Genomic DNA, 21,228 nt, shown 5'->3' on the forward strand with positions numbered 1-21,228 from the left:
GGCTTGGCTGTTGAACAGCGCGCAACGGATGGGGAGGCAGGAGCGACGGTGGCGGAACGTAGTACGGCGTCCGTCGACGTGGCCGACAACGGCGGGAACCAACCGCCGGCCGCCAAGGCGGACAAGGCCACGACCGACGGTGTGGCGAAAGCCCAGGACACGGCTGAGGAGTCCGAGCAGTCCGAGGACAAGAGCGGGAACAAGGGCCGGCAGGACACCGAGCCGACCGTCGTCACACCCGAACTGCACAGTGGCCACAAACTCGCCAGACGCTACCGCCTGGAGGAGTGCGTCACCCGTCTGGACGGATTCAGCAGTTGGCGTGCGGTCGACGAAAAACTGCGCCGCGCCGTTGGCGTCCACCTCCTGCCGGCCGACCACCCGCGCGCCCGCTCCGTGCTCGCCGCCGCCCGTTCGGCGGCGCTCCTCGGTGACCCGCGCTTCGTCCAGGTCCTCGACGCCGTCGAGGAGAACGACCTCGTCTACGTCGTCCACGAGTGGCTGCCCGACGCCGTCGAACTCACCGCGCTCCTCGCCGCGGGGCCGATGGAGGCGCACGACGCCTACCAACTCGTCAGCCAGGTCTCCCAGGCCATGGCAGCCGCGCACCGCGAGGGTCTCGCCCATCTGCGGCTGACGCCGGGGGCGGTGCTGCGGACCTCCAGCGGCCAGTACCGGATCCGCGGTCTCGCCGTGAACGCGGCGCTGCGCGGTATCAGCGCCGACCGTCCGCAGCGCACCGACACCGAGGCCATCGGAGCGATCCTCTACGCGGCGCTGACCCAGCGCTGGCCGTACGAGACGGACGCCTACGGGCTGGCGGGGCTGCCCAAGGGAGTCGGGCTCATCGCGCCCGACCAGGTGCGGGCCGGGATCCACCGCGGCCTGTCGGAGCTGGCGATGCGGGCGCTGATCAACGACGGCGCGACCGCGTCCCGTCAGGAGCCGCCCTGCACCACTCCGGACGAACTGGCCAAGGCCGTGGCGGAGATGCCGCGCATCCGGCCGCCGGAGCCCACGTTCACCGCTCCGCCCGACTATCAGCGCACCACCTACCAGCAGGGCAGCTACGGCCTCCCGCAGTCCGCCAACGGCGTCCCGGCACCGGCGATCGTGGCCCCGCCACCGCCGCTCCAGGGCCGTACCGGCAAGGCTCTCAAGTGGATCGTCTCGGCGCTTCTGATCACCGCTCTGGGACTCGGTAGCTGGCAGGTCGCCGACCGGCTCCTCGACCACAACGACTCCTCGGACAACGGTCCGGCCAAGACGAAGACCACCAACGAGCAGGGTGACGACAAGGTCGTCGAGCACGGCAAGCCGATCGCGATCACGGGCGCCCATGACTTCGACCCGCTGAGCACGGACCACTCCGAGAAGCCCGACCAGATAGACAACAGCTACGACCGCGACCCCGCCACGGCATGGGAGACCGACCGGTACCTCAGCCATGACTTCGGGCGTCTCAAGTCGGGCGTCGGTATCGTGCTGGACCTCGGCAAGGCGCAGAGCGTCGGCACGGTGGACGTCTCCTTCCTCGGTGGCGACACCGCGGTGCAACTGCGGGCAGCGCCCTCCGGGGCCGCCGAGGCACCTGGCGGGCTGGACGGTTTCACGAAGGTTGCCGAGGGATCCGGTGAGAAAGTGGCCCTCAAGCCCGGCAAGGCGGTCACGACACGGTACGTTCTGGTCTGGCTGACCGATCTTCCGCCGATCGGGGACGGCGGCTACCGGGGCAAGGTCTCGGAGATCCAGGTCAGTAGCTGACCGGACCAGGGGAGGGGGCTCACCGTTGGACGACGCCGCACTCGCCGACGCGGGCGACCAGGAACTCCTGGACGCTCATGTCGCGGGCGACCCGGACGCCTTCGGTGAGCTGGTACGGCGCCACCGCGACCGGCTCTGGGCCGTGGCGATCCGCACACTCGGGGACCGCGAGGAAGCGGCGGACGCCGTCCAGGACGCGCTGGTGTCGGCCTTCCGGGCCGCCCACACCTTCCGCGGCCAGTCGGCAGTGACCACCTGGCTGCACCGCATCACCGTCAACGCCTGCCTCGACCGGGTCCGCAAGGCGTCCTCCCGCAAGACATCGCCCATGGACGACACGGAGCGGCTGGAACAGCTCCTGGAACCCCATGAATCCGCCGAGGCGCCCGCCGAGCGGCAGGATCTCCACCGCGAGCTGCTGGCGGCCCTGGCCAAACTCCCCGTGGAACAGCGGGCCGCGCTGGTACTCGTGGACATGCAGGGCTATCCCGTCGCGGAAGCCGCCCTGGTGCTCGGCGTGCCCACCGGAACGGTCAAGAGCCGCTGCGCGCGGGGCCGGGCGAGACTCCAGCCCATGCTCAGCCATCTGCGGGCGGACACCGCGGATAGCGGCGGACCCGGTGGGGGAAGGAACCGGACGCCGGGAACATCCGTCCCACCACCGGCGCCGGCACCCGACGACGTCAAAGGACCGAGTGACCCAGCAGCGGTGAAGGGAGGAGGTGGGCGCACATGACATCCACGGCCGACACGGAGCAGCACCCCGACGTCTCGGAGATCTCCGACCTCACGGACGGACTGCTCCCACCGTCCCGCACCGCCGCTGTGCGCGAGCACCTCGACGGCTGTGCGCTCTGCGCCGATGTGCGTGCCTCCCTCGAAGAGATCAGGGGACTGTTCGGCACGCTCCCCGCTCCGTCGCCCATGCCGGACGATGTCGCCGCGCGCATCGATGCCGCACTGGCGGCCGAGGCACTGCGCCAGGAGGACGCCCCTCGCCAGGAGGGCCCGGCCGAGGAAGCCGCCTCTCATGTTTCACGTGAAACATCTCCCCCGCCGCGCACACCCGTCGGCCATCCTCGGGCCGCGACCGGTCCGGGGCGCTCCGCCGGTGTACGCCGTCGGCGCCGCAACGCCGTCCTCGGTGCTGTCTTCGGTACCGCCGCTGTCGGCATGAGCGTGCTGCTGCTGCGGGCGGCGGGGCAGCCGTCGGGTGACGCCAAGGCCTCCAGCGACAGCGCGCAGGTCTCGCACAGCAGCGCGGCGGCCGCCAAGGAATTCTCCGATCCGTCTCTGCGCGGCCAGGTGGACGCACTTCTGACCGGGAATCCCGCCGCCAAACAGCCCGAGAGCACCCATCGCAACGGTGCGGCGAGCGACAAGGGCAGTACCAACACGCCCCTGCTCGGGCAGGTGCCGGTGGTACCGGCCTGCGTGACACAGGGCACCGGCCGCAACGCTGCCGTCCTCGCCGCCGAACAGGGCACCTACGAGGGCAAGAAGGCCTATCTCCTGGTCCTGCCGCACCCGACCGACAGCGCTCAGGTGCAGGCGTATGTGATTGACGCGTCCTGTGTCAGCGCCACCCCGCCGGCCAAGGGGAAACTGCTGCTGACCCATGTCTATCCGCGCGGCTGACGACACTTCCGCGCAGCCGTGGCACCACGGGAATGTAAGACCCGTAGGATCCGTTCCCTGGGGTGACAGTCGTGGAACTGACACCAGTAGGCAGTAGGCAGTAGGCAGTCTGCAGAGACGAGGAAAAAACCCGTGAGCGACGTCCGTAATGTGATCATCATCGGCTCCGGGCCCGCCGGGTACACGGCCGCGCTGTACACCGCGCGCGCGTCGCTGAAGCCGCTGGTCTTCGAGGGTGCCGTCACCGCCGGTGGTGCGCTGATGAACACCACCGACGTGGAGAACTTCCCGGGCTTCCGGGACGGCATCATGGGCCCCGATCTCATGGACAACATGCGCGCGCAGGCCGAGCGCTTCGGCGCGGAGCTGGTTCCGGACGACATCAACGCCGTCGACCTCACCGGAGAGATCAAGACGGTGACCGACACGGCCGGCACCGTGCACCGCGCCAAGGCCGTCATCGTCACGACCGGCTCGCAGCACCGCAAGCTCGGGCTGCCCAACGAGGACGCGCTCTCCGGACGCGGCGTCTCCTGGTGTGCCACCTGTGACGGCTTCTTCTTCAAGGACCAGGACATCGCCGTGGTCGGCGGTGGCGACACGGCCATGGAGGAAGCGACCTTCCTCTCCCGGTTCGCCAAGTCGGTCACGATCGTCCACCGCCGTGACACCCTGCGGGCCTCCAAGACCATGCAGGACCGCGCTTTCGCCGACCCGAAGATCAAGTTCGCCTGGGACAGCGAGGTCGCGGAGATCCATGGCGACCCGAAGCTGACGGGTCTGACGCTGCGCAACACCGTGACGGGCGAGCCTTACTCGCTCCCGGTGACCGGCCTGTTCATCGCGGTGGGCCACGACCCGAGGACGGAACTGTTCAAGGGCCAGCTCGACCTCGACAGCGACGGCTACCTGAAGGTGGACGCTCCGTCGACCCGGACCAATGTCACCGGCGTGTTCGGCGCCGGCGATGTCGTCGACCACACCTATCGCCAGGCGATCACCGCTGCGGGCACCGGTTGCTCCGCCGCTCTCGACGCCGAACGCTTCCTTGCCGCGCTCAGCGACACCGAGAAGACCGCCGAGCCGGAGAAGACCGCCACGGTCTGACCGGCTGTACCCAACACCCCTCGAAAGTGAAGGAGGCCGCCGTGGCCGGCGCCCTGAAGCATGTGACCGACGACTCGTTCGAAGAGGACGTCCTCAAGAGCGACAAGCCTGTGCTGGTGGACTTCTGGGCCGCCTGGTGCGGACCGTGCCGCCAGATCGCACCGTCCCTCGAAGCCATCGCGGCTGAGCACGGCGACAAGATCGAGATCGTCAAGCTCAACATCGACGAGAACCCGGCCACCGCAGCCAAGTACGGCGTCATGTCCATCCCGACGCTGAACGTCTACCAGAACGGCGAGGTCGCCAAGACCATCGTCGGCGCCAAGCCCAAGGCCGCGCTCGTGCGCGACCTGGAGAGCTTCATCGGCGAGTAAGTGGGCTGAGTACGTAGCCCCACCGCCGGCGCGCAATGTTTCACGTGAAACGGGCCCGCCCCTCATGAAGAGGGCGGGCCCGTTTCCGTTGTACCGCAGCCAACTCGTCTGTACCGCGGCAGTCTTACAGCGGCCTCAGCACCGGATCCTTCTGTACGGCGCCCAACAGCCGGTCCAGCGCCAGCTCCACGTCTTCCTTCCAGGAGAGCGTCGTCCGCAGCTCCAGCCGCAGCCGGGGGTATGTCGGATGCGGGCGCACCGTCTTGAAGCCCACGGCCAGCAGATGATCGGCGGGCAGCACACAGGCCGGCTCCGTCCAGCGCGCGTCGCCGAATGCCTCGATGGCCTTGAAGTCCCTGCGCAGCAGATCCTTGGCCACGGTCTGCACCATGACCCGGCCGAGCCCCTGGCCCTGATACTCGGGCATGATCCAGGCGGTCATCAACTGGACCGCGTCCGGCGAGAGCGGACTGGTCGGAAACGCCGTGGCGCGTGGGACATACGCCGGTGGCGCGTAGAGCACGAACCCGACCGGCACATCATCGACGTAGACGACCCGGCCGCAGGAGCCCCACTCCAGCAGCACGGCCGAGATCCACGCTTCCTTCTCCACCTCGGGACGGCCTGCCTTGACGGCGGCCTCTCCACTGACCGGATCGAGTTCCCAGAAGACGCATGAGCCGCAGCGCTTGGGGAGGTCCGGGAGATTGTCCAACGTGAGCGGTGCGAGCCGACGCCCCATGAAGGCTGTTCCTCACTTCCTTCGTCCGACGGCGCCACAGGCGCAGGCGCATCAGTATCAAGGTGGATGCGTCCTACCAGAACGCATCGTATCCACCCAGAGGTGTCCGGCACACCGAGAGACAGCAAAGGGCGGGCTGCCTTCCGGTAAGCCCGGAACACAGCCCGCCCTTCGGCCGAGCGCGATCGTCAGCTCTCGTCGTCCTCCGGGCTCTCTTCCGCAAGGCCCTGGTCCAGGACCCGTCCCTCACCGGGGGCGAGGGTGCCGAGGATCCGATCCAGATCGTCTATCGAGGCGAACTCGACCACGATCTTTCCCTTCTTCTGCCCCAGATCCACCTTCACCCGCGTCTCGAAGCGGTCGGACAGCCGCGAGGCGAGATCCGTCAGCGCCGGCGAGAGCCGGGCACCGGCCCGCGGCCCCTTCGCCTTGGGCGTCGACTGCGGACGCGAGCCCATCAGCGTCACGATCTCCTCGACCGCCCGCACCGAAAGACCCTCGGCGACGATGCGGTGCGCCAGCCGGTCCTGCTCCTCGGAGTCGTCCACCGACAGCAGCGCCCGCGCATGACCGGCCGACAGCACTCCTGCGGCCACCCGGCGTTGCACCGGGGGAGAGAGCCGCAACAGCCGCAGCGTGTTGGAGACCTGAGGACGCGAGCGCCCGATCCGGTCGGCCAACTGGTCATGGGTGCAGTTGAAGTCCTTGAGCAACTGGTCGTAGGCGGCTGCCTCTTCCAGCGGATTCAACTGGGCGCGGTGCAGGTTCTCCAGCAGCGCGTCCAGCAGCAGCTTCTCGTCGTCCGTGGCACGGACGATCGCCGGGATGCGCTCAAGACCCGCCTCACGGCAGGCCCGCCAGCGCCGCTCACCCATGATGAGTTCGTAGCGCTCGGCCGCCACCTGCCGGACGACGACCGGCTGGAGAAGCCCGACCTCCTTGATGGAGGTGACCAGCTCATGGAGCGCGTCCTCGTCGAACACCTCCCGCGGCTGCCGCGGGTTGGGCGTGATCGAGTCGATCGGCAGTTCGGCGAAGAAGGCCCCCGCCGCCACCTCGGGCTCAGGAGCCGCTTCCGGCTCCGGCGCGTTCGACTCCAGGTCCGGTGCCTTGGCGGCCTGCGGCAGTGAGGTCACCTTCGCGGCGGCCACTCCGCGCTCCGCCGTCAGCACCGGGGACGCCCCGGAGGAAGCACCGCCCGATCCGGGGGAGGGCACCTGCTCCTGGGGAGCGGCGGGAATCAGCGCACCGAGCCCACGCCCCAATCCTCTACGTCGCTCACTCACTGGATCCCCTCCGACATACTCTGCTGGCTGCTCTGACTGCCTGTATGGGCTTGCTGGACGTCATAGTGCACCCCGACACCGCGCAGGGCGATCTCACGGGCGGCTTCGAGATACGACAGCGACCCGCTGGATCCCGGATCGTACGTGAGCACCGTCTGGCCGTAGCTCGGCGCTTCCGAGATCCGTACGGAGCGCGGGATGCTCGTGCGCAGCACCTCCTTGCCGAAGTGGCTGCGCACCTCGTCCGCCACCTGCGAGGCGAGCCGGGTCCTGCCGTCGTACATGGTGAGCAGGATGGTGGAGACATGCAGCGCGGGGTTGAGATGCCCGCGCACCAGGTCGACGTTGCGCAGGAGCTGACCCAGCCCCTCCAGTGCGTAGTACTCGCACTGGATGGGGATCAGCACCTCCGCACCGGCGACCATCGCATTGACCGTCAGCAGGCCGAGCGAGGGTGGGCAGTCGATGAGGATGTAGTCCAACGGCTGCTCATACGCTTCGATCGCCCGCTGCAGTCGGCTCTCCCGCGCCACCAGCGAGACCAGTTCGATCTCCGCACCGGCGAGATCGATGGTTGCTGGGGCGCAGAAGAGACCTTCGACGTCCGGGACGGGCTGGACCACCTCGGACAGTGGCTGGCTCTCCACCAGGACGTCATAGATCGAGGGGACTTCGGAATGGTGGTCGATTCCGAGTGCCGTGGAGGCGTTGCCCTGTGGATCGAGGTCGATCACCAGGACGCGCGCGCCATGCAGCGCGAGCGAAGCGGCAAGGTTGACCGTCGTGGTGGTCTTCCCTACGCCGCCCTTCTGGTTGGCAACGACCATGACCCGCGTCTGTTCGGGGCGTGGCAGCCCCTCGCCGGCGCGGCCGAGCGCCTCCACGGCCAGTTGGGCAGCTCGGCCAATGGGGGTGTCGTCCATCGGGGGCGGTGTTTCACGTGAAACATCCTCCCCCACCGACTCGGTGCGGGGACCGGGGACCGGATCGGCCATCGGTCCCGCGATGTTGGCGTCGGACCGCAAGGATTCACTCTCCTCGACTTCAGACTCGCAATGAACAGAGCCTGCCATGCTTTCGGGGTCGTGAACCAGCGAGGCCCGTGGTTCTGTGGAGGAATCCACCTCTGTGGACAACCTCGCACCTCTTACGAGGGACTTTCGGTCGCGCGGTGTGGCAGCGCGACCACGGCCGATGATGCCCTGCAGCAGTGAGCGACGTTTCACGTGAAACACGATGCACGGGCCGCTGGGTCAGATCGTCACGACACTCCGCAATGCGTAGGTATGGCAGCTTGTATGGAGCATCACTGATAGGCACTACGGACTGTACGGCTCAACGGCGGCGTCGCGCACGCCCGACCCGGGCGGCCTTGGCTCTTTTCGCGGCGAATCGCACTCCGCCGGGGCTCTCCCCGACCTCCGCCCGCACCACCGTGGCCAGCGGATCGACGATGCTCTCGCCGACGCGCAGGACGGAACTCTCCACCACACCGAGCTTGCTCAGCGCGGAACGCGCTCCCTTGAGCTCTTCCTCGGCCGTGTCGCCCTTGAGCGCCAGCATCTGTCCGTAGGGGCGCAGCAGGGGCACTCCCCAGCCCGCCAGCCGGTCCAGCGGGGCCACCGCGCGCGCCGTCACCACATGGACCGGGGGCAGCTTCCCCAGGACCTCCTCGGCCCGTCCGCGTACCACCGTGACATGGTCCAGGCCGAGCAGCTCCACCACTTCCTGGAGGAAGTTCGTCCGCCGCAGCAGCGGTTCCAGCAAGGTGATCTTGAGGTCCCGCCGGACCAGCGCCAGCGGGATGCCGGGCAGCCCGGCGCCCGAACCGACATCGCAGACCATGACGTCGTCCGGCACGACCTCGGAGAGCACCGCGCAGTTCAGCAGATGCCGCTCCCACAGCCGCGGTACCTCACGCGGGCCGATCAGTCCCCGCTTGACCCCTGCCTCCGCGAGCAGTTCCGCGTACCGCACGGCCTCCGGGAAGAACTCGCCGAAAACAGTCCGTGCCTCGTCCGGAGCAGGGGGAAGCTCTGCTGCCTCCGTCACGGGAACCGTCCTTCCATACCGAACCACCGCTCGGTGGCTGCCTCTCAGGGCCGACTATCAGGCTGACAAAGTTCGGCCCCGCCTGCGAAACAGACGGGGCCGAAACGGATGGTCCGGTCAGGCCGGCAGCACCACGACGAAACGCTGCGGTTCTTCGCCCTCGGACTCGCTACGCAGCCCGGCGGCGGCGACCGCGTCATGCACGACCTTGCGCTCGAAGGGCGTCATCGGGTCGAGCTTCACCGGTTCACCGGTGGACTTGACCTCGTCGGCGGCCTTCCCGCCCAGTTCGGCGAGTTCCGTGCGCTTCTTCGCCCGGAACCCGGCGATGTCCAGCATCAGCCGGCTCCGGTCGCCGGTCTCACGGTGCACGGCGAGCCGGGTCAGTTCTTGGAGGGCCTCCAGCACCTCGCCGTCCCGTCCCACGAGCTTCTGCAGATCCCGGCCGCCCGAGTCACTGATGATCGAGACCGCAGCCCGGTCCGCCTCGACGTCCATGTCGATGTCGCCGTCGAGATCGGCGATATCGAGCAGGCCCTCAAGGTAATCAGCCGCGATCTCCCCCTCCTGCTCCAGTCGAGTCAGGGTGTCGGCCCCCTCGGCGGCGGCGGAGATGGTGCCTTCCGTCACGGATGGACTCCTTCGTTACTTCTTGGACGGGTGCTTGGACCGTGGCTGGCCCTTGCGCTGTCCCGACTTGGCTTGGCGTGCGGATCCGGATCCGGCGGCCGGCTTGCCCGCTGCCTTGGACCTGGTGGCTTGTGACTGGTTCTTCTGCGACTGGCCCTGGCCCTGCTTGGCCGGCTCGTCCTGCTTGGTCAGCGAGGTCTTGGCCGCGCCACCCGAGGGCTTGGCGTCCTCGGGAGCAGCGTCCGCCGTGTCGTCCGCCGCCTTGTCGTCCGCCGCCTTGGCCGTCCCCGCCGGCTGAGCGGCGGCTGCCTGCCGCTTGGCCTTCGTCTGGCGCTTCGGCTGCTGGCGCCTGGCCGCGGCCGCACTGGCCTCGGACTCGGCGGCGATGGTGTCGCTCTTGACGACGCTGCCGTCGGCCTGCGGGGCCAGACCGGCCTTCGCGAGGCTGGTGACGAACTTGCGCTCGATGTCGTTGCGGTCCGGGCCCTTGGCCACGATCGCCTTGACCATCGTGCGCTTTCGGCGGGAGCGGACCTCGCCGTGGGCGGTGGCGGTCTTGAGGAGCCGCTCCAGGAACGCGTCCTGGGCCTTGCTGCCGGGAGTCGGGTTCTGGCTGATCACGTACATCTGCTGGCCCATGGTCCACACGTTGGTGGTCAGCCAGTAGACGAGGACACCGACCGGGAAGTTGACACCCATGACCATGAAGATCACGGGGAAGACGTACATCAGCATCTTCTGCTGCTGCATGTACGGCGTCTTCACCGAGAGGTCGACGTTCTTCGTCATCAACTGGCGCTGCGTGTAGAACTGGGAGGCCGACATCAGGATGATCATGACGGCCGTGACGATCCGCACATCCGTCTGCGAAGCGCCGAGCGACGCGACCTTGTCGGCCCCGTCGGTGAACTTGACGGCCAGCGGAGCGCCGAAGATGTGGGCCTCACGGGCGCTGTCGAGCAGCGACTGGTTGATCGCGCCCATCTGCTTGCCGTTGGCGATGGACGAAAGCACGTGATAGAGGGCGAAGAAGAACGGTGACTGCGCCAGGATGGGCAAGCACGAGGAGAGCGGGTTGGTACCCGTCTCCTTGTACAGCTTCATCATCTCTTCGGACTGACGCTGTTTGTCGTTCTTGTAGCGCTCCTGGATCGCCTTCATCTTTGGCTGGAGCACCTGCATGTTCCGGGTCGACTTGATCTGCTTCACGAAAAGCGGGACCAGACAGATCCGGATCAGGACCACCAGGGACACGATGGACAGCCCCCAGGCCCACCCGGTGTCGGGGCCGAAGATCGCCCCGTACAGCGTGTGGAACTGGACGATGACCCATGACACAGGTGTGGTGATGAAACTGAAGAGACCGGCGATCGAGTCGAACATTCAGGCTCCTTGAGCATTGGGCGAGGTCTCAGCGGCTGGACTGGGGGTTTCGGGGGAGGTCGATCCCCCGGAAGGCACGCCAGCGGCGGAGTGCCCGCCCTTACTGCCGCGCCACGCATTGCGCAGCAGTTCGTGCCAACGCGGTCGGCTGCGCGGCGGGACATGGTCCACACCGCCCGGCGACCACGGGTTGCACCGCAGGATGCGCCAAGCGGTGAGTGCCGTGCCCTTCACCGCGCCATGCCGATCGATGGCGGTGTACCCGTAGTGCGAGCACGACGGGTAATACCGGCAGACGGGGCCCAGCAAAGGGCTGATCGTCCACTGGTACAGCTTGATAAGAGCCAGCAGCGGGTACTTCATCGCGCGCCCCCTCCCAGCAACCGCTGGAGAGCGGCGTCCAGGTCTCGGGCCAGGTCTGCAGATTCGGCGTCACCCGCTCCGGGTAGCGCCCGTACGACAACCAGGCTACCGGGGGCAAGCTCGGACAGTCGTTCGCGTATCAGATGGCGAAGCCTGCGCTTCACCCGCGTCCGTACGACCGCGCCCCCCACAGCCTTGCTTACGACGAAACCCGCACGCGTCGGGGAAGCACTCTCCCCCGGCACGTGCGGGTCACGTGAACCGCTGCGTAGGTGGACGACCAGGAGCGGTCGTCCGGCTCTGCGTCCTCGGCGTACCGCGGCCGCGAAGTCCTCGCGCCGCCTCAGCCGATTCTCGGTAGGCAGCACGTCATAACCTGTAGACGATCAGGCGGACAGACGGGCGCGACCCTTGCCACGGCGGGTGGCGAGAATCGCGCGGCCGGCACGGGTACGCATCCGCAGCCGGAACCCGTGGGTCTTGGCGCGACGGCGGTTGTTCGGCTGGAAGGTGCGCTTGCTCACTCGGGGGCTCCAGAAATGATGTGTGATGGCGTGGCATCGCCTGGCTGTCACCGTGCGCCCACGAGTAGCAGCTCGCGTTTACGCCCGAGTGCACCGCTTCATAACCACAGATCGTGGCCTTTGCCCATCGGAGGCAGGCGGCAGCAGCCATCGACAACTCGACCTGGTCACGGTACGCGCGGCTACGCCATCCGGTCAAACCAGCCCCGCGCCGGCCCCCACTATGCACAGCCTGTGGACAACAACTTGAACCACGTGGGTGCCCTGACTACCGTGGCTGAACTCCGGTCTCGTTTCCTGCCGGTCTTCCCATCACGTCCCGAGAAGCACACATTCGTGGGACCAGCGAGAGAGCGTGCCCTGTGGCTGATGTACCTGCCGATCTTGCCGCAGTGTGGCCACGAGTGCTGGAGCAACTCCTCAGAGAGGGCCAGCAGGGCGTCGAGCCCAAGGACAAGCAGTGGATCGAACGCTGCCAGCCGCTCGCCCTGGTCGCCGACACCGCGCTGCTCGCCGTCCCCAACGAATGGGGCAAGCGCGTACTCGAAGGCCGGCTCGCCCCGCTGATCAGCGAGACCCTGAGCCATGAGTGCGGCCGGCCCATCCGGATCGCGATCACGGTCGACGACTCGGCGGGCGAGCCGTCCCCGCCCGCACCGCCCCCGCCCCGCCGCTACCAGGGCCCCCAGCACGACGAGTCCCGGCAGAGCGACGGATACGACAGCTACGGGCACCGGCAGTCCGACGACGGCATGCCGTCCGTGCGCCCCGCCTACCCGGACTACCAGCAGCAGCGCCCCGACCCCGGCGCCTGGCCGCGCACCCAGGACGACCTCTCCTGGCAGCAGCAGCGGCTCGGCGGCTACCAGGACCGCGATCCCTACGCCACCGCGCACCAGCAGCAGCCGCAGCACGACTACCGCCAGCCGCAGGGGCCCGACCGCTCCCCGTACGAGCAGCAGCGGCCCGAGCAGCACGATCTGCAGGACCCCCAGGCGCCGCGGCACGGCGGCCACCAGGGCGGCAGGCACCGCGGGGCGCCGGGGCCGCTGGGCGCGCAGCCCGCTCCGGCACCGGGACCCGGCGAGCCGCATGCCCGGCTCAATCCCAAGTACCTCTTCGACACCTTCGTCATCGGCGCCTCCAACCGCTTCGCGCACGCGGCGGCCGTCGCCGTCGCCGAGGCGCCGGCCAAGGCGTACAACCCGCTCTTCATCTACGGGGAGTCCGGCCTCGGCAAGACGCATCTGCTGCACGCCATCGGGCACTACGCGCGCAGCCTCTACCCCGGCACCCGGGTGCGGTACGTCAGCTCGGAGGAGTTCACCAACGAGTTCATCAACTCCATCCGCGACGGCAAGGGCGACACCTTCCGCAAGCGCTACCGCGATGTTGACATCCTGCTCGTCGACGACATCCAGTTCCTGGCGAGCAAGGAGTCGACGCAGGAGGAGTTCTTCCACACGTTCAACACCCTGCACAACGCGAACAAGCAGATCGTGCTGTCCTCGGACCGGCCGCCCAAGCAGCTCATCACGCTGGAGGACCGGCTGCGCAACCGCTTCGAGTGGGGGCTGACCACCGATGTGCAGCCGCCGGAGCTGGAGACGCGGATCGCGATCCTCCGTAAGAAGGCCGTGCAGGAGCAGTTGAACGCGCCGCCCGAGGTGCTGGAGTTCATCGCCTCCCGTATCTCCCGCAACATCCGCGAGCTGGAGGGCGCGCTGATCCGGGTGACGGCGTTCGCCTCGCTCAACCGGCAGCCGGTGGATCTCGGGCTCACCGAGATCGTGCTCAAGGACCTGATCCCGGGCGGCGAGGACGCGGCCCCGGAGATCACCGCGCCGGCGATCATGGCGGCCACCGCCGACTACTTCGGTCTGTCGGTGGACGACCTGTGCGGCTCGTCACGCAGCCGGGTGCTGGTGACGGCCCGGCAGATCGCGATGTATCTGTGCCGGGAGCTGACGGACCTCTCGCTGCCGAAGATCGGCGCGCAGTTCGGCGGCCGCGACCATACGACGGTGATGCACGCCGACCGGAAGATCCGGGCGCTGATGGCCGAGCGGCGCTCGATCTACAACCAGGTGACGGAACTCACCAACCGCATCAAGAACGGCTGAGACGGAGCGCCGGGACACCGCTGAACGGACCGCGCGAAGGGCGTCCGGGGACCTCGTCCCCGGGCGCCCTTCGTCGTCCGGCGCTGCCGCTGTTCGAACAGATCCCGGCGGAACGGGCTTCTCCACAGATTTGGCGCCGATCTGCCGTCCACAGCCTGGGGACCGCGAAGTTGTCCAGTTCGTCTCCACAGGCCGACCGGCCCTACTACCATCGGGCCAGGTCAGCCGCCTGTGGAATTGTGCGCGACCGTCCTCCACAGCCTGTGGACAGATTTTTCGTCCACAGGGCGTGATCGACGTTGTCCACGGGCGGCCCACAGGCGCGGTCGTCTTTCCCACAGCTTCTCCACAGCCCTGTCCACTGTTCGGCAACGAAACGTGGACCGTAGCTGAGTCGAGTGAAAGGCGTCACACCAAGGGGGTCGATTGGGCTGTGGGGAACCTGGGTAAAGCTGGGGACGCACCTGGGGAGAAGTCGGGGTGTCCTGTGCATCGGGTGTGCAGAACTTTTCGCCGTCCACAGAACAGCCGAGTTGTCCACGGGTGCCGCCCACAGGACCGGTGGACAAAAAAGCGGGTCTGACCTGCGAAGATGACGTTATCCACGGTTTCCACAGCCCCTACTACTACTCCCACTCATAGTTATCGAGGGATCCGCTTCGAAGTGGGTGCTGTGCACAACTCGCTCCCGGAGGCTCCGACACCCGCAGCGGTGACTTGACCCGGACCCGCACCGACTGTCGGCGCCGTACGACAGACTGGTCCCCGGCAACACAGCCGACGAAGGCCAGCAGGGCGAGCGAGCAACAGCAGGAGGCGGTTCCGGTGAAGATCCGGGTGGAGCGCGATGTACTCGCGGAGGCGGTGGCCTGGGTGGCCCGCAGCCTCCCGGCCCGTCCGCCGGCGCCCGTTCTTGCGGGCCTTCTGCTGAAGGCGGAGGACGGCGCCCTCAGCTTCTCCAGCTTCGACTACGAGGTCTCGGCGCGGGTCTCGGTGGAGGCGGAGGTCGAGGAGGACGGCACGGTGCTCGTCTCCGGCCGGCTGCTCGCCGACATCTGCCGCTCGCTGCCGAACCGGCCGGTGGAGATTTCCACCGACGGGGTGCGGGCGACCGTGACCTGCGGCTCCTCGCGGTTCACGCTGCACACACTGCCTGTGGACGAATACCCGGCGCTGCCGCAGATGCCGACCGCGACCGGCACCGTGCCCGGCGAGGTCTTCGCCTCCGCCGCCGCCCAGGTCGCCATCGCCGCGGGCCGCGACGACACGCTCCCGGTGCTGACCGGCGTACGGATCGAGATCGAGGGCGACACGGTCACCCTGGCCTCGACCGACCGCTACCGGTTCGCCGTCCGCGAGTTCCTGTGGAAGCCGGAAGTCGCCGACACCTCCGCGGTCGCCCTGGTGCCCGCCAAGACGCTGCTGGACACGGCCAAGGCGCTGACCAGCGGCGACACCGTCACCCTCGCGCTGTCCGGCTCCGGTGCGGGCGAGGGTCTGATCGGTTTCGAGGGTGCGGGGCGGCGGACCACGACCCGGCTGCTCGAAGGCGATCTGCCGAAGTACCGCACGCTGTTCCCGACGGAGTTCAACTCCGTCGCCGTGATCGAGACGCCGCCGTTCGTCGAGGCCGTCAAGCGCGTGGCCCTGGTCGCCGAGCGCAACACCCCGGTGCGGCTCAGCTTCGAGCAGGGCGTGCTGATCCTGGAGGCGGGCTCCAGCGACGACGCACAGGCTGTGGAGCGCGTCGACGCGCAGCTCGAAGGGGACGACATCTCGATCGCCTTCAACCCGACCTTCCTGCTCGACGGGCTGAGCGCGATCGACTCGCCGGTGGCGCAGCTCTCGTTCACGACGTCGACGAAGCCGGCGCTGCTCAGCGGCCGGCCCGCCGTCGACGCCGAGGCGGACGACGCGTACAAGTACCTGATCATGCCGGTGCGGCTGAGCGGCTGACCCCGCAGGTGAGTGGCCGGGCCCCGGCGTAGGCTCGGGCGCGGGTACGAATCGCCTCGACGCTTAAGGATCCCCTGATGGAGCTCGGTCTCATCGGTCTCGGCAAGATGGGCGGCAATATGCGTGAGCGTATCCGCCACGCAGGCCACACCGTCGTCGGATATGACCGCAACCCGGACGTTTCCGATGTGCACAGCCTGCAGGAGCTGGTGGGCAAGCTCAAGGGTCCGCGTGTGGTGTGGGTGATGGTCCCGGCCGGGGCCGCCACCCAGGCCACGATCGACGAGCTGGCCGGGCTTCTGGAGCCCGGTGACGTCGTGGTGGACGGCGGGAACTCCCGCTGGACGGACGACGAGAAGCACGCGGTCGAGCTGGGCATCAAGGGGATCGGCTTCGTCGACTGCGGTGTCTCCGGCGGCGTCTGGGGCCTGGAGAACGGCTACGCGCTGATGTACGGCGGCACGCCGGAGAACGTGGCGAAGGTCGAGCCGATCTTCGACGCGCTGAAGCCCGAGGGCGACTTCGGCTCCGTGCACGCGGGCAAGGTCGGCGCCGGGCACTTCGCGAAGATGGTCCACAACGGCATCGAGTACGCGATGATGCAGGCGTACGCCGAGGGCTGGGAGCTGCTGGAGAAGGCCGGCTCCGTCACCGACGTACGCGAGGTGTACCGCTCCTGGCAGGAGGGGACGGTCATCCGTTCCTGGCTGCTGGACCTCGCGGTCAACGCCCTGGACGACGACGAGCACCTGGAGCAGCTCCGGGGTTACGCGGAGGACTCCGGCGAGGGCCGGTGGACGGTCGAGGCGGCCATCGACCACGCGGTGCCGCTGCCCGCGATCACCGCTTCGCTGTTCGCGCGGTTCGCCTCCCGGCAGGACGATTCGCCGCAGATGAAGATGGTCGCCGCGCTGCGCAACCAGTTCGGCGGGCATTCGGTGACGTCCAAGGAGTCGACCGGCGCCCCCAAGGGGTCGAAGCCGGGTTCGGCGAAGAAGAAGTAGCTCAGACCGGGGAGGCCGGCGCACATCCATGCACGTCACGCATCTGTCGCTGGCCGACTTCCGGTCGTACGCCCGGATCGAGGTGCCCCTCGATCCGGGCGTCACCGCGTTCGTGGGGGCGAACGGGCAAGGCAAGACCAATCTCGTCGAGGCGGTCGGGTATCTGGCGTCCCTCGGCAGCCACCGGGTGTCGTCGGACGCGCCGCTGGTGCGCGCGGGCGCCGAGCGCGCGGTGATCAGGGCCGCCGTCACCCAGGGGGAGCGGTCCCAACTGGTCGAGATCGAGCTGAACCCGGGCCGGGCCAACCGGGCCAGGATCAACCGGTCCTCGCAGGTCAAGCCGCGCGATGTGCTGGGGATCGTACGGAGCGTGCTGTTCGCCCCCGAGGATCTCGCGCTGGTGAAGGGCGACCCGGGTGAGCGCCGCAAGTTCCTCGACGAGCTGATCACGGCCAGGTCGCCGCGGATGGCCGGGGTGCGCTCCGACTACGACCGGGTGCTGCGCCAGCGCAACACGCTCCTGAAGTCGGCCGCCATGGCGCGACGGCACGGCGGGCGCGGGGCGGACCTCTCGACGCTGGACGTGTGGGACCAGCATCTGGCCCGGGTCGGCGCCGAACTGCTGGCGCAGCGGGCCGATCTGATCGCCGTGCTCCAGCCGCTGGCGGACAAGGCGTACGAGCAAGTGGCGCCAGGGGGCGGCCCGGTGGCGCTGGAGTACCGCTCCTCCGCCGTCGGGGACGGCGCGGGCGCGGGGGACGGACCGCAGGGGCGCGAGGAGCTGTACGAGCGGCTGCTGGTGGCGCTGGCCGAGGTGCGCAAGCAGGAGATCGAGCGGGGTGTGACGCTGATCGGCCCGCACCGCGACGATCTTGTGCTGAAGCTGGGGCGGCTGCCTGCCAAGGGGTACGCCAGCCACGGCGAGTCCTGGTCGTACGCGCTGGCGCTGCGGCTGGCCTCGTACGACCTGCTGCGCGCCGAGGGGAACGAGCCGGTGCTGGTGCTGGACGACGTGTTCGCCGAGCTGGACACCAAGCGCCGGGAGCGGCTGGCCGAGCTGGTGGTCCCTGGCGAGCAGGTGCTGGTGACGGCGGCGGTGGACGACGACGTGCCGGGAGTGCTCAAGGGCGCGCGGTTCCTGGTCGCCGACGGGGCTGTGGAGCGCGCGTGAGCCGCCGTGCCGGGGGCGGGCCCGAGCTGCCCGAGCCGACCGGAGCGGGCACCGGCCCCGACATGGGCCCCGACACGGGCCCTGCCGCGCCGGCGCCCGCCGAGTCGTCCGGCGTCGACCTGGCGCGGGTGGCGCTGCGCGCGGCGAAGGAGCAGGCGCGCGCCCGCGGGGCGGCGGCGCAGCAGAAGAAGGACTCGCGCAGGGGCGGCGGGCTGCGTTCGGGGGCGCGCGCCGACGGGCGCGATCCGCTGCCGCTGGGCGCCGCGATCAACAGGCTGATCACGGAGCGCGGCTGGGAGACCCCGGCCGCCGTCGGCGGCGTGATGGGCCGGTGGCCGCAGATCGTCGGGGACGACGTGGCGAACCACTGCGTGCCGGAGCGCTACGACGAGGACGAGCGGATCCTGACCGTGCAGTGCGACTCGACGGCCTGGGCGACGCAGCTCCGGCTGCTGACGCCCCGGCTGGTGGCCCGGCTGAACGAGGACCTGGGGCACGGAACCGTGCGCGTGATCAAGGTGCTCGCCCCGCAGGGGCCGCCGCAGCGCTACGGCAGGCTCCGCGCGCCGGGCAGCAAGGGCCCCGGCGACACGTACGGCTGAGCCGACCGCCGCGCCAGCCGCCTGCCGCCTGCCGCCGCCCGCCTTCGGCATCCCCCGGGCCCCCCGTCGGAGACCCGTGACTGACCCCCGTGTGACCTGGGAAGACGCCCGGGAAGATTGAGGCGTCCCTCACCGTGGCGAGAGGTTGACAGTGCGAAGCGCTCAATGCCCGTGTGAGCCTCTTGGAGCCCCGTCCCGAATATGGGGAGTCGGAGGGCGCTGATTCAGGGCGGCACATGCGGACTCAGGTACCGGCAAACCCCCATTCGGGTCGGCGCTACCGGTAGACTGATGGTAAATCCCGCTGTGCTTGCGGGAACCGTCAACAGATGCTGACACAAGCCGAACGACGCAGCCGCTCCCGCTTGCACGGAGAACGGCCTGCGCTGTGCCAGAAAGGGCGCTTCGTGGCCGATTCCGGCAACCCCCATGAGAAGACACCGTCCGCTGCGACCGGCGAGCACGGCGAGGTCACTGCCTCGTACAACGCCAGTGCGATCACCGTGCTGGAAGGGCTGGACGCGGTCCGCAAGCGGCCCGGTATGTACATCGGCTCGACCGGTGAGCGTGGCCTTCATCACTTGGTGTACGAGGTCGTCGACAACTCCGTCGACGAAGCGCTCGCCGGGCACGCGGACACCATCGACGTGACGATCCTCGCCGACGGCGGGGTGCGCGTGATCGACAACGGCCGCGGTATCCCCGTCGGCATCGTGCCGTCCGAGGGCAAGCCGGCCGTCGAGGTCGTGCTGACGGTGCTGCACGCGGGCGGCAAGTTCGGCGGCGGCGGCTACGCCGTCTCCGGTGGTCTGCACGGCGTCGGTGTCTCGGTCGTCAACGCGCTGTCGTCGCGGGTGGCGGTCGAGGTCAAGACCGAGGGCCACCGCTGGACGCAGGACTACAAGCTCGGCGTGCCGACGGCTCCGCTGGCGCAGAACGAGGAGACGGACGAGACGGGGACGACGGTCACGTTCTGGGCCGACCCCGACGTCTTCGAGACGACGGAGTACTCGTTCGAGACGCTGTCGCGCCGCTTCCAGGAGATGGCCTTCCTCAACAAGGGCCTCACCCTGACGCTGACGGACGAGCGCGAGTCGGCGAAGGCCGCGGTCGCCGCGGATGTCGCGGGCGCCGACGCCGCGGCCGAGGAGGCCGCCGCCGAGCAGCAGGCCCGTACGGTGACGTACTTCTACGAGGGCGGCATCGTCGACTTCGTGAAGTACCTGAACTCCCGCAAGGGCGAGCTGATCCACCCGACGGTCATCGACATCGAGGCCGAGGACAAGGACCGGCTGCTCTCGGTCGAGATCGCGATGCAGTGGAACGCGCAGTACAGCGAGGGCGTGTACTCCTTCGCGAACACGATCCACACGCATGAGGGCGGTACGCACGAGGAGGGCTTCCGCGCGGCGATGACCGGTCTGGTCAACCGCTACGCGCGCGAGAAGAAGTTCCTGCGCGAGAAGGACGACAACCTCGCGGGCGAGGACATCCGCGAGGGTCTGACGGCGATCATCTCGGTGAAGCTGGGCGAGCCGCAGTTCGAGGGCCAGACGAAGACCAAGCTCGGCAACACCGAGGCGAAGACGTTCGTGCAGAAGATCGTGCACGAGCATCTGACGGACTGGTTCGACCGCAACCCGAACGAGGCGGCGGACATCATCCGCAAGTCGATCCAGGCCGCCACGGCCCGGGTCGCCGCCCGCAAGGCGCGGGACCTGACCCGGCGCAAGGGGCTGCTGGAGAGCGCGTCGCTGCCCGGCAAGCTGAGCGACTGCCAGTCCAACGACCCGTCGAAGTGCGAGATCTTCATCGTCGAAGGCGACTCGGCCGGCGGTTCGGCGAAGTCCGGCCGCAACCCGATGTACCAGGCGATCCTGCCCATCCGAGGCAAGATCCTGAACGTCGAGAAGGCGCGGATCGACAAGATCCTGCAGAACACCGAGGTGCAGGCGCTGATCTCGGCCTTCGGCACGGGTGTGCACGAGGACTTCGACATCGAGAAGCTCCGCTATCACAAGATCATTCTGATGGCGGACGCCGACGTCGACGGACAGCACATCAACACCCTGCTGCTGACCTTCCTGTTCCGCTTCATGCGCCCGCTGGTCGAGGCGGGCCATGTGTACCTCTCCCGGCCGCCGCTGTACAAGATCGGCTGGGGCAGGGAGGACTTCGAGTACGCCTACTCCGACCGTGAGCGCGACGCCCTGATCGAGCTGGGCAAGCAGAACGGCAAGCGGGTCCGGGAGAACTCGATCCAGCGCTTCAAGGGTCTGGGCGAGATGAACGCCGAGGAACTGCGGATCACCACGATGGACATCGACCACCGGGTGCTCGGCCAGGTCACGCTGGACGACGCGGCCCAGGCCGACGACCTGTTCTCGGTGCTGATGGGCGAGGACGTCGAGGCCCGGCGCTCCTTCATCCAGCGCAACGCCAAGGACGTCCGCTTCCTCGACATCTGAGTCGGCCCGAGCTGACGGATTCGACAAGGCCGAAAGGAACA

Annotated in this window: 20 protein-coding genes; 11 read left to right on the forward strand and 9 right to left on the reverse strand. The window is 68.7% G+C overall.

The annotated features are described in order from the left end of the window. Positions 1-48: 48 nt before the first annotated feature. From ACZ63I_RS00390 to trxA, 5 genes are all read left to right on the forward strand, one after another. Positions 49-1,764 (forward strand): protein kinase family protein, encoded by a 1,716-nt coding sequence (locus ACZ63I_RS00390; protein WP_469333898.1) that lies wholly within the window; start codon positions 49-51, stop codon positions 1,762-1,764. A gap of 25 nt (positions 1,765-1,789) precedes the next feature. Beyond that, positions 1,790-2,500: an RNA polymerase sigma factor SigM gene (gene sigM, locus ACZ63I_RS00395; RefSeq protein WP_469333900.1), complete on the forward strand. Its 711-nt coding sequence runs from the start codon at positions 1,790-1,792 to the stop codon at positions 2,498-2,500. Continuing rightward, positions 2,497-3,402, forward strand: a complete 906-nt coding sequence (locus ACZ63I_RS00400) for an anti-sigma factor family protein (RefSeq protein WP_469333902.1) — start codon at positions 2,497-2,499, stop codon at positions 3,400-3,402. Before sigM ends, ACZ63I_RS00400 begins: the two co-directional genes overlap by 4 nt. 132 nt (positions 3,403-3,534) lie before the next feature. Further along, positions 3,535-4,509, forward strand: a complete 975-nt coding sequence (trxB, locus tag ACZ63I_RS00405; protein ID WP_469333904.1) for a thioredoxin-disulfide reductase — start codon at positions 3,535-3,537, stop codon at positions 4,507-4,509. 41 nt (positions 4,510-4,550) lie between these two features. Next, positions 4,551-4,883, forward strand: coding sequence for a thioredoxin (gene trxA, locus ACZ63I_RS00410; protein ID WP_469333906.1), 333 nt, complete (start codon positions 4,551-4,553; stop codon positions 4,881-4,883). 124 nt (positions 4,884-5,007) lie between these two features. Here the strand turns inward: trxA and ACZ63I_RS00415 are convergent, their stop codons facing one another. From ACZ63I_RS00415 to rpmH, 9 genes are all read right to left on the reverse strand, one after another. Next, positions 5,008-5,625: a GNAT family N-acetyltransferase gene (locus ACZ63I_RS00415; RefSeq protein ID WP_469333908.1), complete on the reverse strand. Its 618-nt coding sequence runs from the start codon at positions 5,623-5,625 to the stop codon at positions 5,008-5,010. A gap of 188 nt (positions 5,626-5,813) precedes the next feature. Then, positions 5,814-6,911, reverse strand: a complete 1,098-nt coding sequence (locus ACZ63I_RS00420; protein WP_469333909.1) for a ParB/RepB/Spo0J family partition protein — start codon at positions 6,909-6,911, stop codon at positions 5,814-5,816. Next, positions 6,908-7,984, reverse strand: a complete 1,077-nt coding sequence (locus ACZ63I_RS00425; RefSeq protein WP_469335485.1) for a ParA family protein — start codon at positions 7,982-7,984, stop codon at positions 6,908-6,910. The genes ACZ63I_RS00420 and ACZ63I_RS00425 overlap by 4 nt, the downstream gene beginning before the upstream one ends. Before the next feature lie 262 nt (positions 7,985-8,246). Beyond that, positions 8,247-8,963: a 16S rRNA (guanine(527)-N(7))-methyltransferase RsmG gene (gene rsmG, locus ACZ63I_RS00430; RefSeq protein WP_469333911.1), complete on the reverse strand. Its 717-nt coding sequence runs from the start codon at positions 8,961-8,963 to the stop codon at positions 8,247-8,249. A 117-nt stretch (positions 8,964-9,080) separates the two neighbouring features. Further along, positions 9,081-9,593, reverse strand: coding sequence for a Jag family protein (locus ACZ63I_RS00435; RefSeq protein WP_469333912.1), 513 nt, complete (start codon positions 9,591-9,593; stop codon positions 9,081-9,083). Between the two features lie 15 nt (positions 9,594-9,608). Next, complete coding sequence (gene yidC / locus ACZ63I_RS00440) at positions 9,609-10,976, reverse strand: membrane protein insertase YidC (RefSeq protein ID WP_469333914.1); 1,368 nt, start codon at positions 10,974-10,976, stop codon at positions 9,609-9,611. Then, a complete protein-coding gene (gene yidD, locus ACZ63I_RS00445) occupies positions 10,977-11,339 on the reverse strand; it encodes a membrane protein insertion efficiency factor YidD (protein ID WP_469333915.1) in 363 nt (120 codons plus the stop codon). Further along, complete coding sequence (gene rnpA / locus ACZ63I_RS00450; RefSeq protein WP_469333916.1) at positions 11,336-11,707, reverse strand: ribonuclease P protein component; 372 nt, start codon at positions 11,705-11,707, stop codon at positions 11,336-11,338. Before rnpA ends, yidD begins: the two co-directional genes overlap by 4 nt. An 18-nt stretch (positions 11,708-11,725) precedes the next feature. Continuing rightward, complete coding sequence (gene rpmH / locus ACZ63I_RS00455) at positions 11,726-11,863, reverse strand: 50S ribosomal protein L34 (RefSeq protein ID WP_030354375.1); 138 nt, start codon at positions 11,861-11,863, stop codon at positions 11,726-11,728. 362 nt (positions 11,864-12,225) lie between these two features. Here rpmH and dnaA point away from each other — a divergent pair, with 362 nt between their 5' ends. From dnaA to gyrB, 6 genes are all read left to right on the forward strand, one after another. Beyond that, positions 12,226-13,986, forward strand: coding sequence for a chromosomal replication initiator protein DnaA (dnaA, locus tag ACZ63I_RS00460; protein WP_469333917.1), 1,761 nt, complete (start codon positions 12,226-12,228; stop codon positions 13,984-13,986). An 825-nt stretch (positions 13,987-14,811) separates the two neighbouring features. Continuing rightward, positions 14,812-15,942: a DNA polymerase III subunit beta gene (gene dnaN / locus ACZ63I_RS00465; protein WP_469333919.1), complete on the forward strand. Its 1,131-nt coding sequence runs from the start codon at positions 14,812-14,814 to the stop codon at positions 15,940-15,942. Between the two features lie 77 nt (positions 15,943-16,019). Continuing rightward, on the forward strand, positions 16,020-16,946 hold the full coding sequence (gene gnd / locus ACZ63I_RS00470) for a phosphogluconate dehydrogenase (NAD(+)-dependent, decarboxylating) (RefSeq protein WP_469333921.1): 927 nt from the start codon (positions 16,020-16,022) through the stop codon (positions 16,944-16,946). Between the two features lie 28 nt (positions 16,947-16,974). Continuing rightward, positions 16,975-18,117, forward strand: coding sequence for a DNA replication/repair protein RecF (gene recF / locus ACZ63I_RS00475; protein ID WP_469333923.1), 1,143 nt, complete (start codon positions 16,975-16,977; stop codon positions 18,115-18,117). Between the two features lie 62 nt (positions 18,118-18,179). After that, a complete protein-coding gene (locus ACZ63I_RS00480) occupies positions 18,180-18,719 on the forward strand; it encodes a DciA family protein (RefSeq protein ID WP_469335486.1) in 540 nt (179 codons plus the stop codon). A 329-nt stretch (positions 18,720-19,048) separates the two neighbouring features. Then, entirely contained in the window at positions 19,049-21,187 is a 2,139-nt protein-coding gene (gyrB, locus tag ACZ63I_RS00485) for a DNA topoisomerase (ATP-hydrolyzing) subunit B (protein ID WP_469333925.1), read from the forward strand. The last annotated feature ends 41 nt before the right edge of the window (positions 21,188-21,228 follow it).

The sequence above is a fragment of the Streptomyces sp. NPDC087906 genome, from assembly GCF_055584925.1.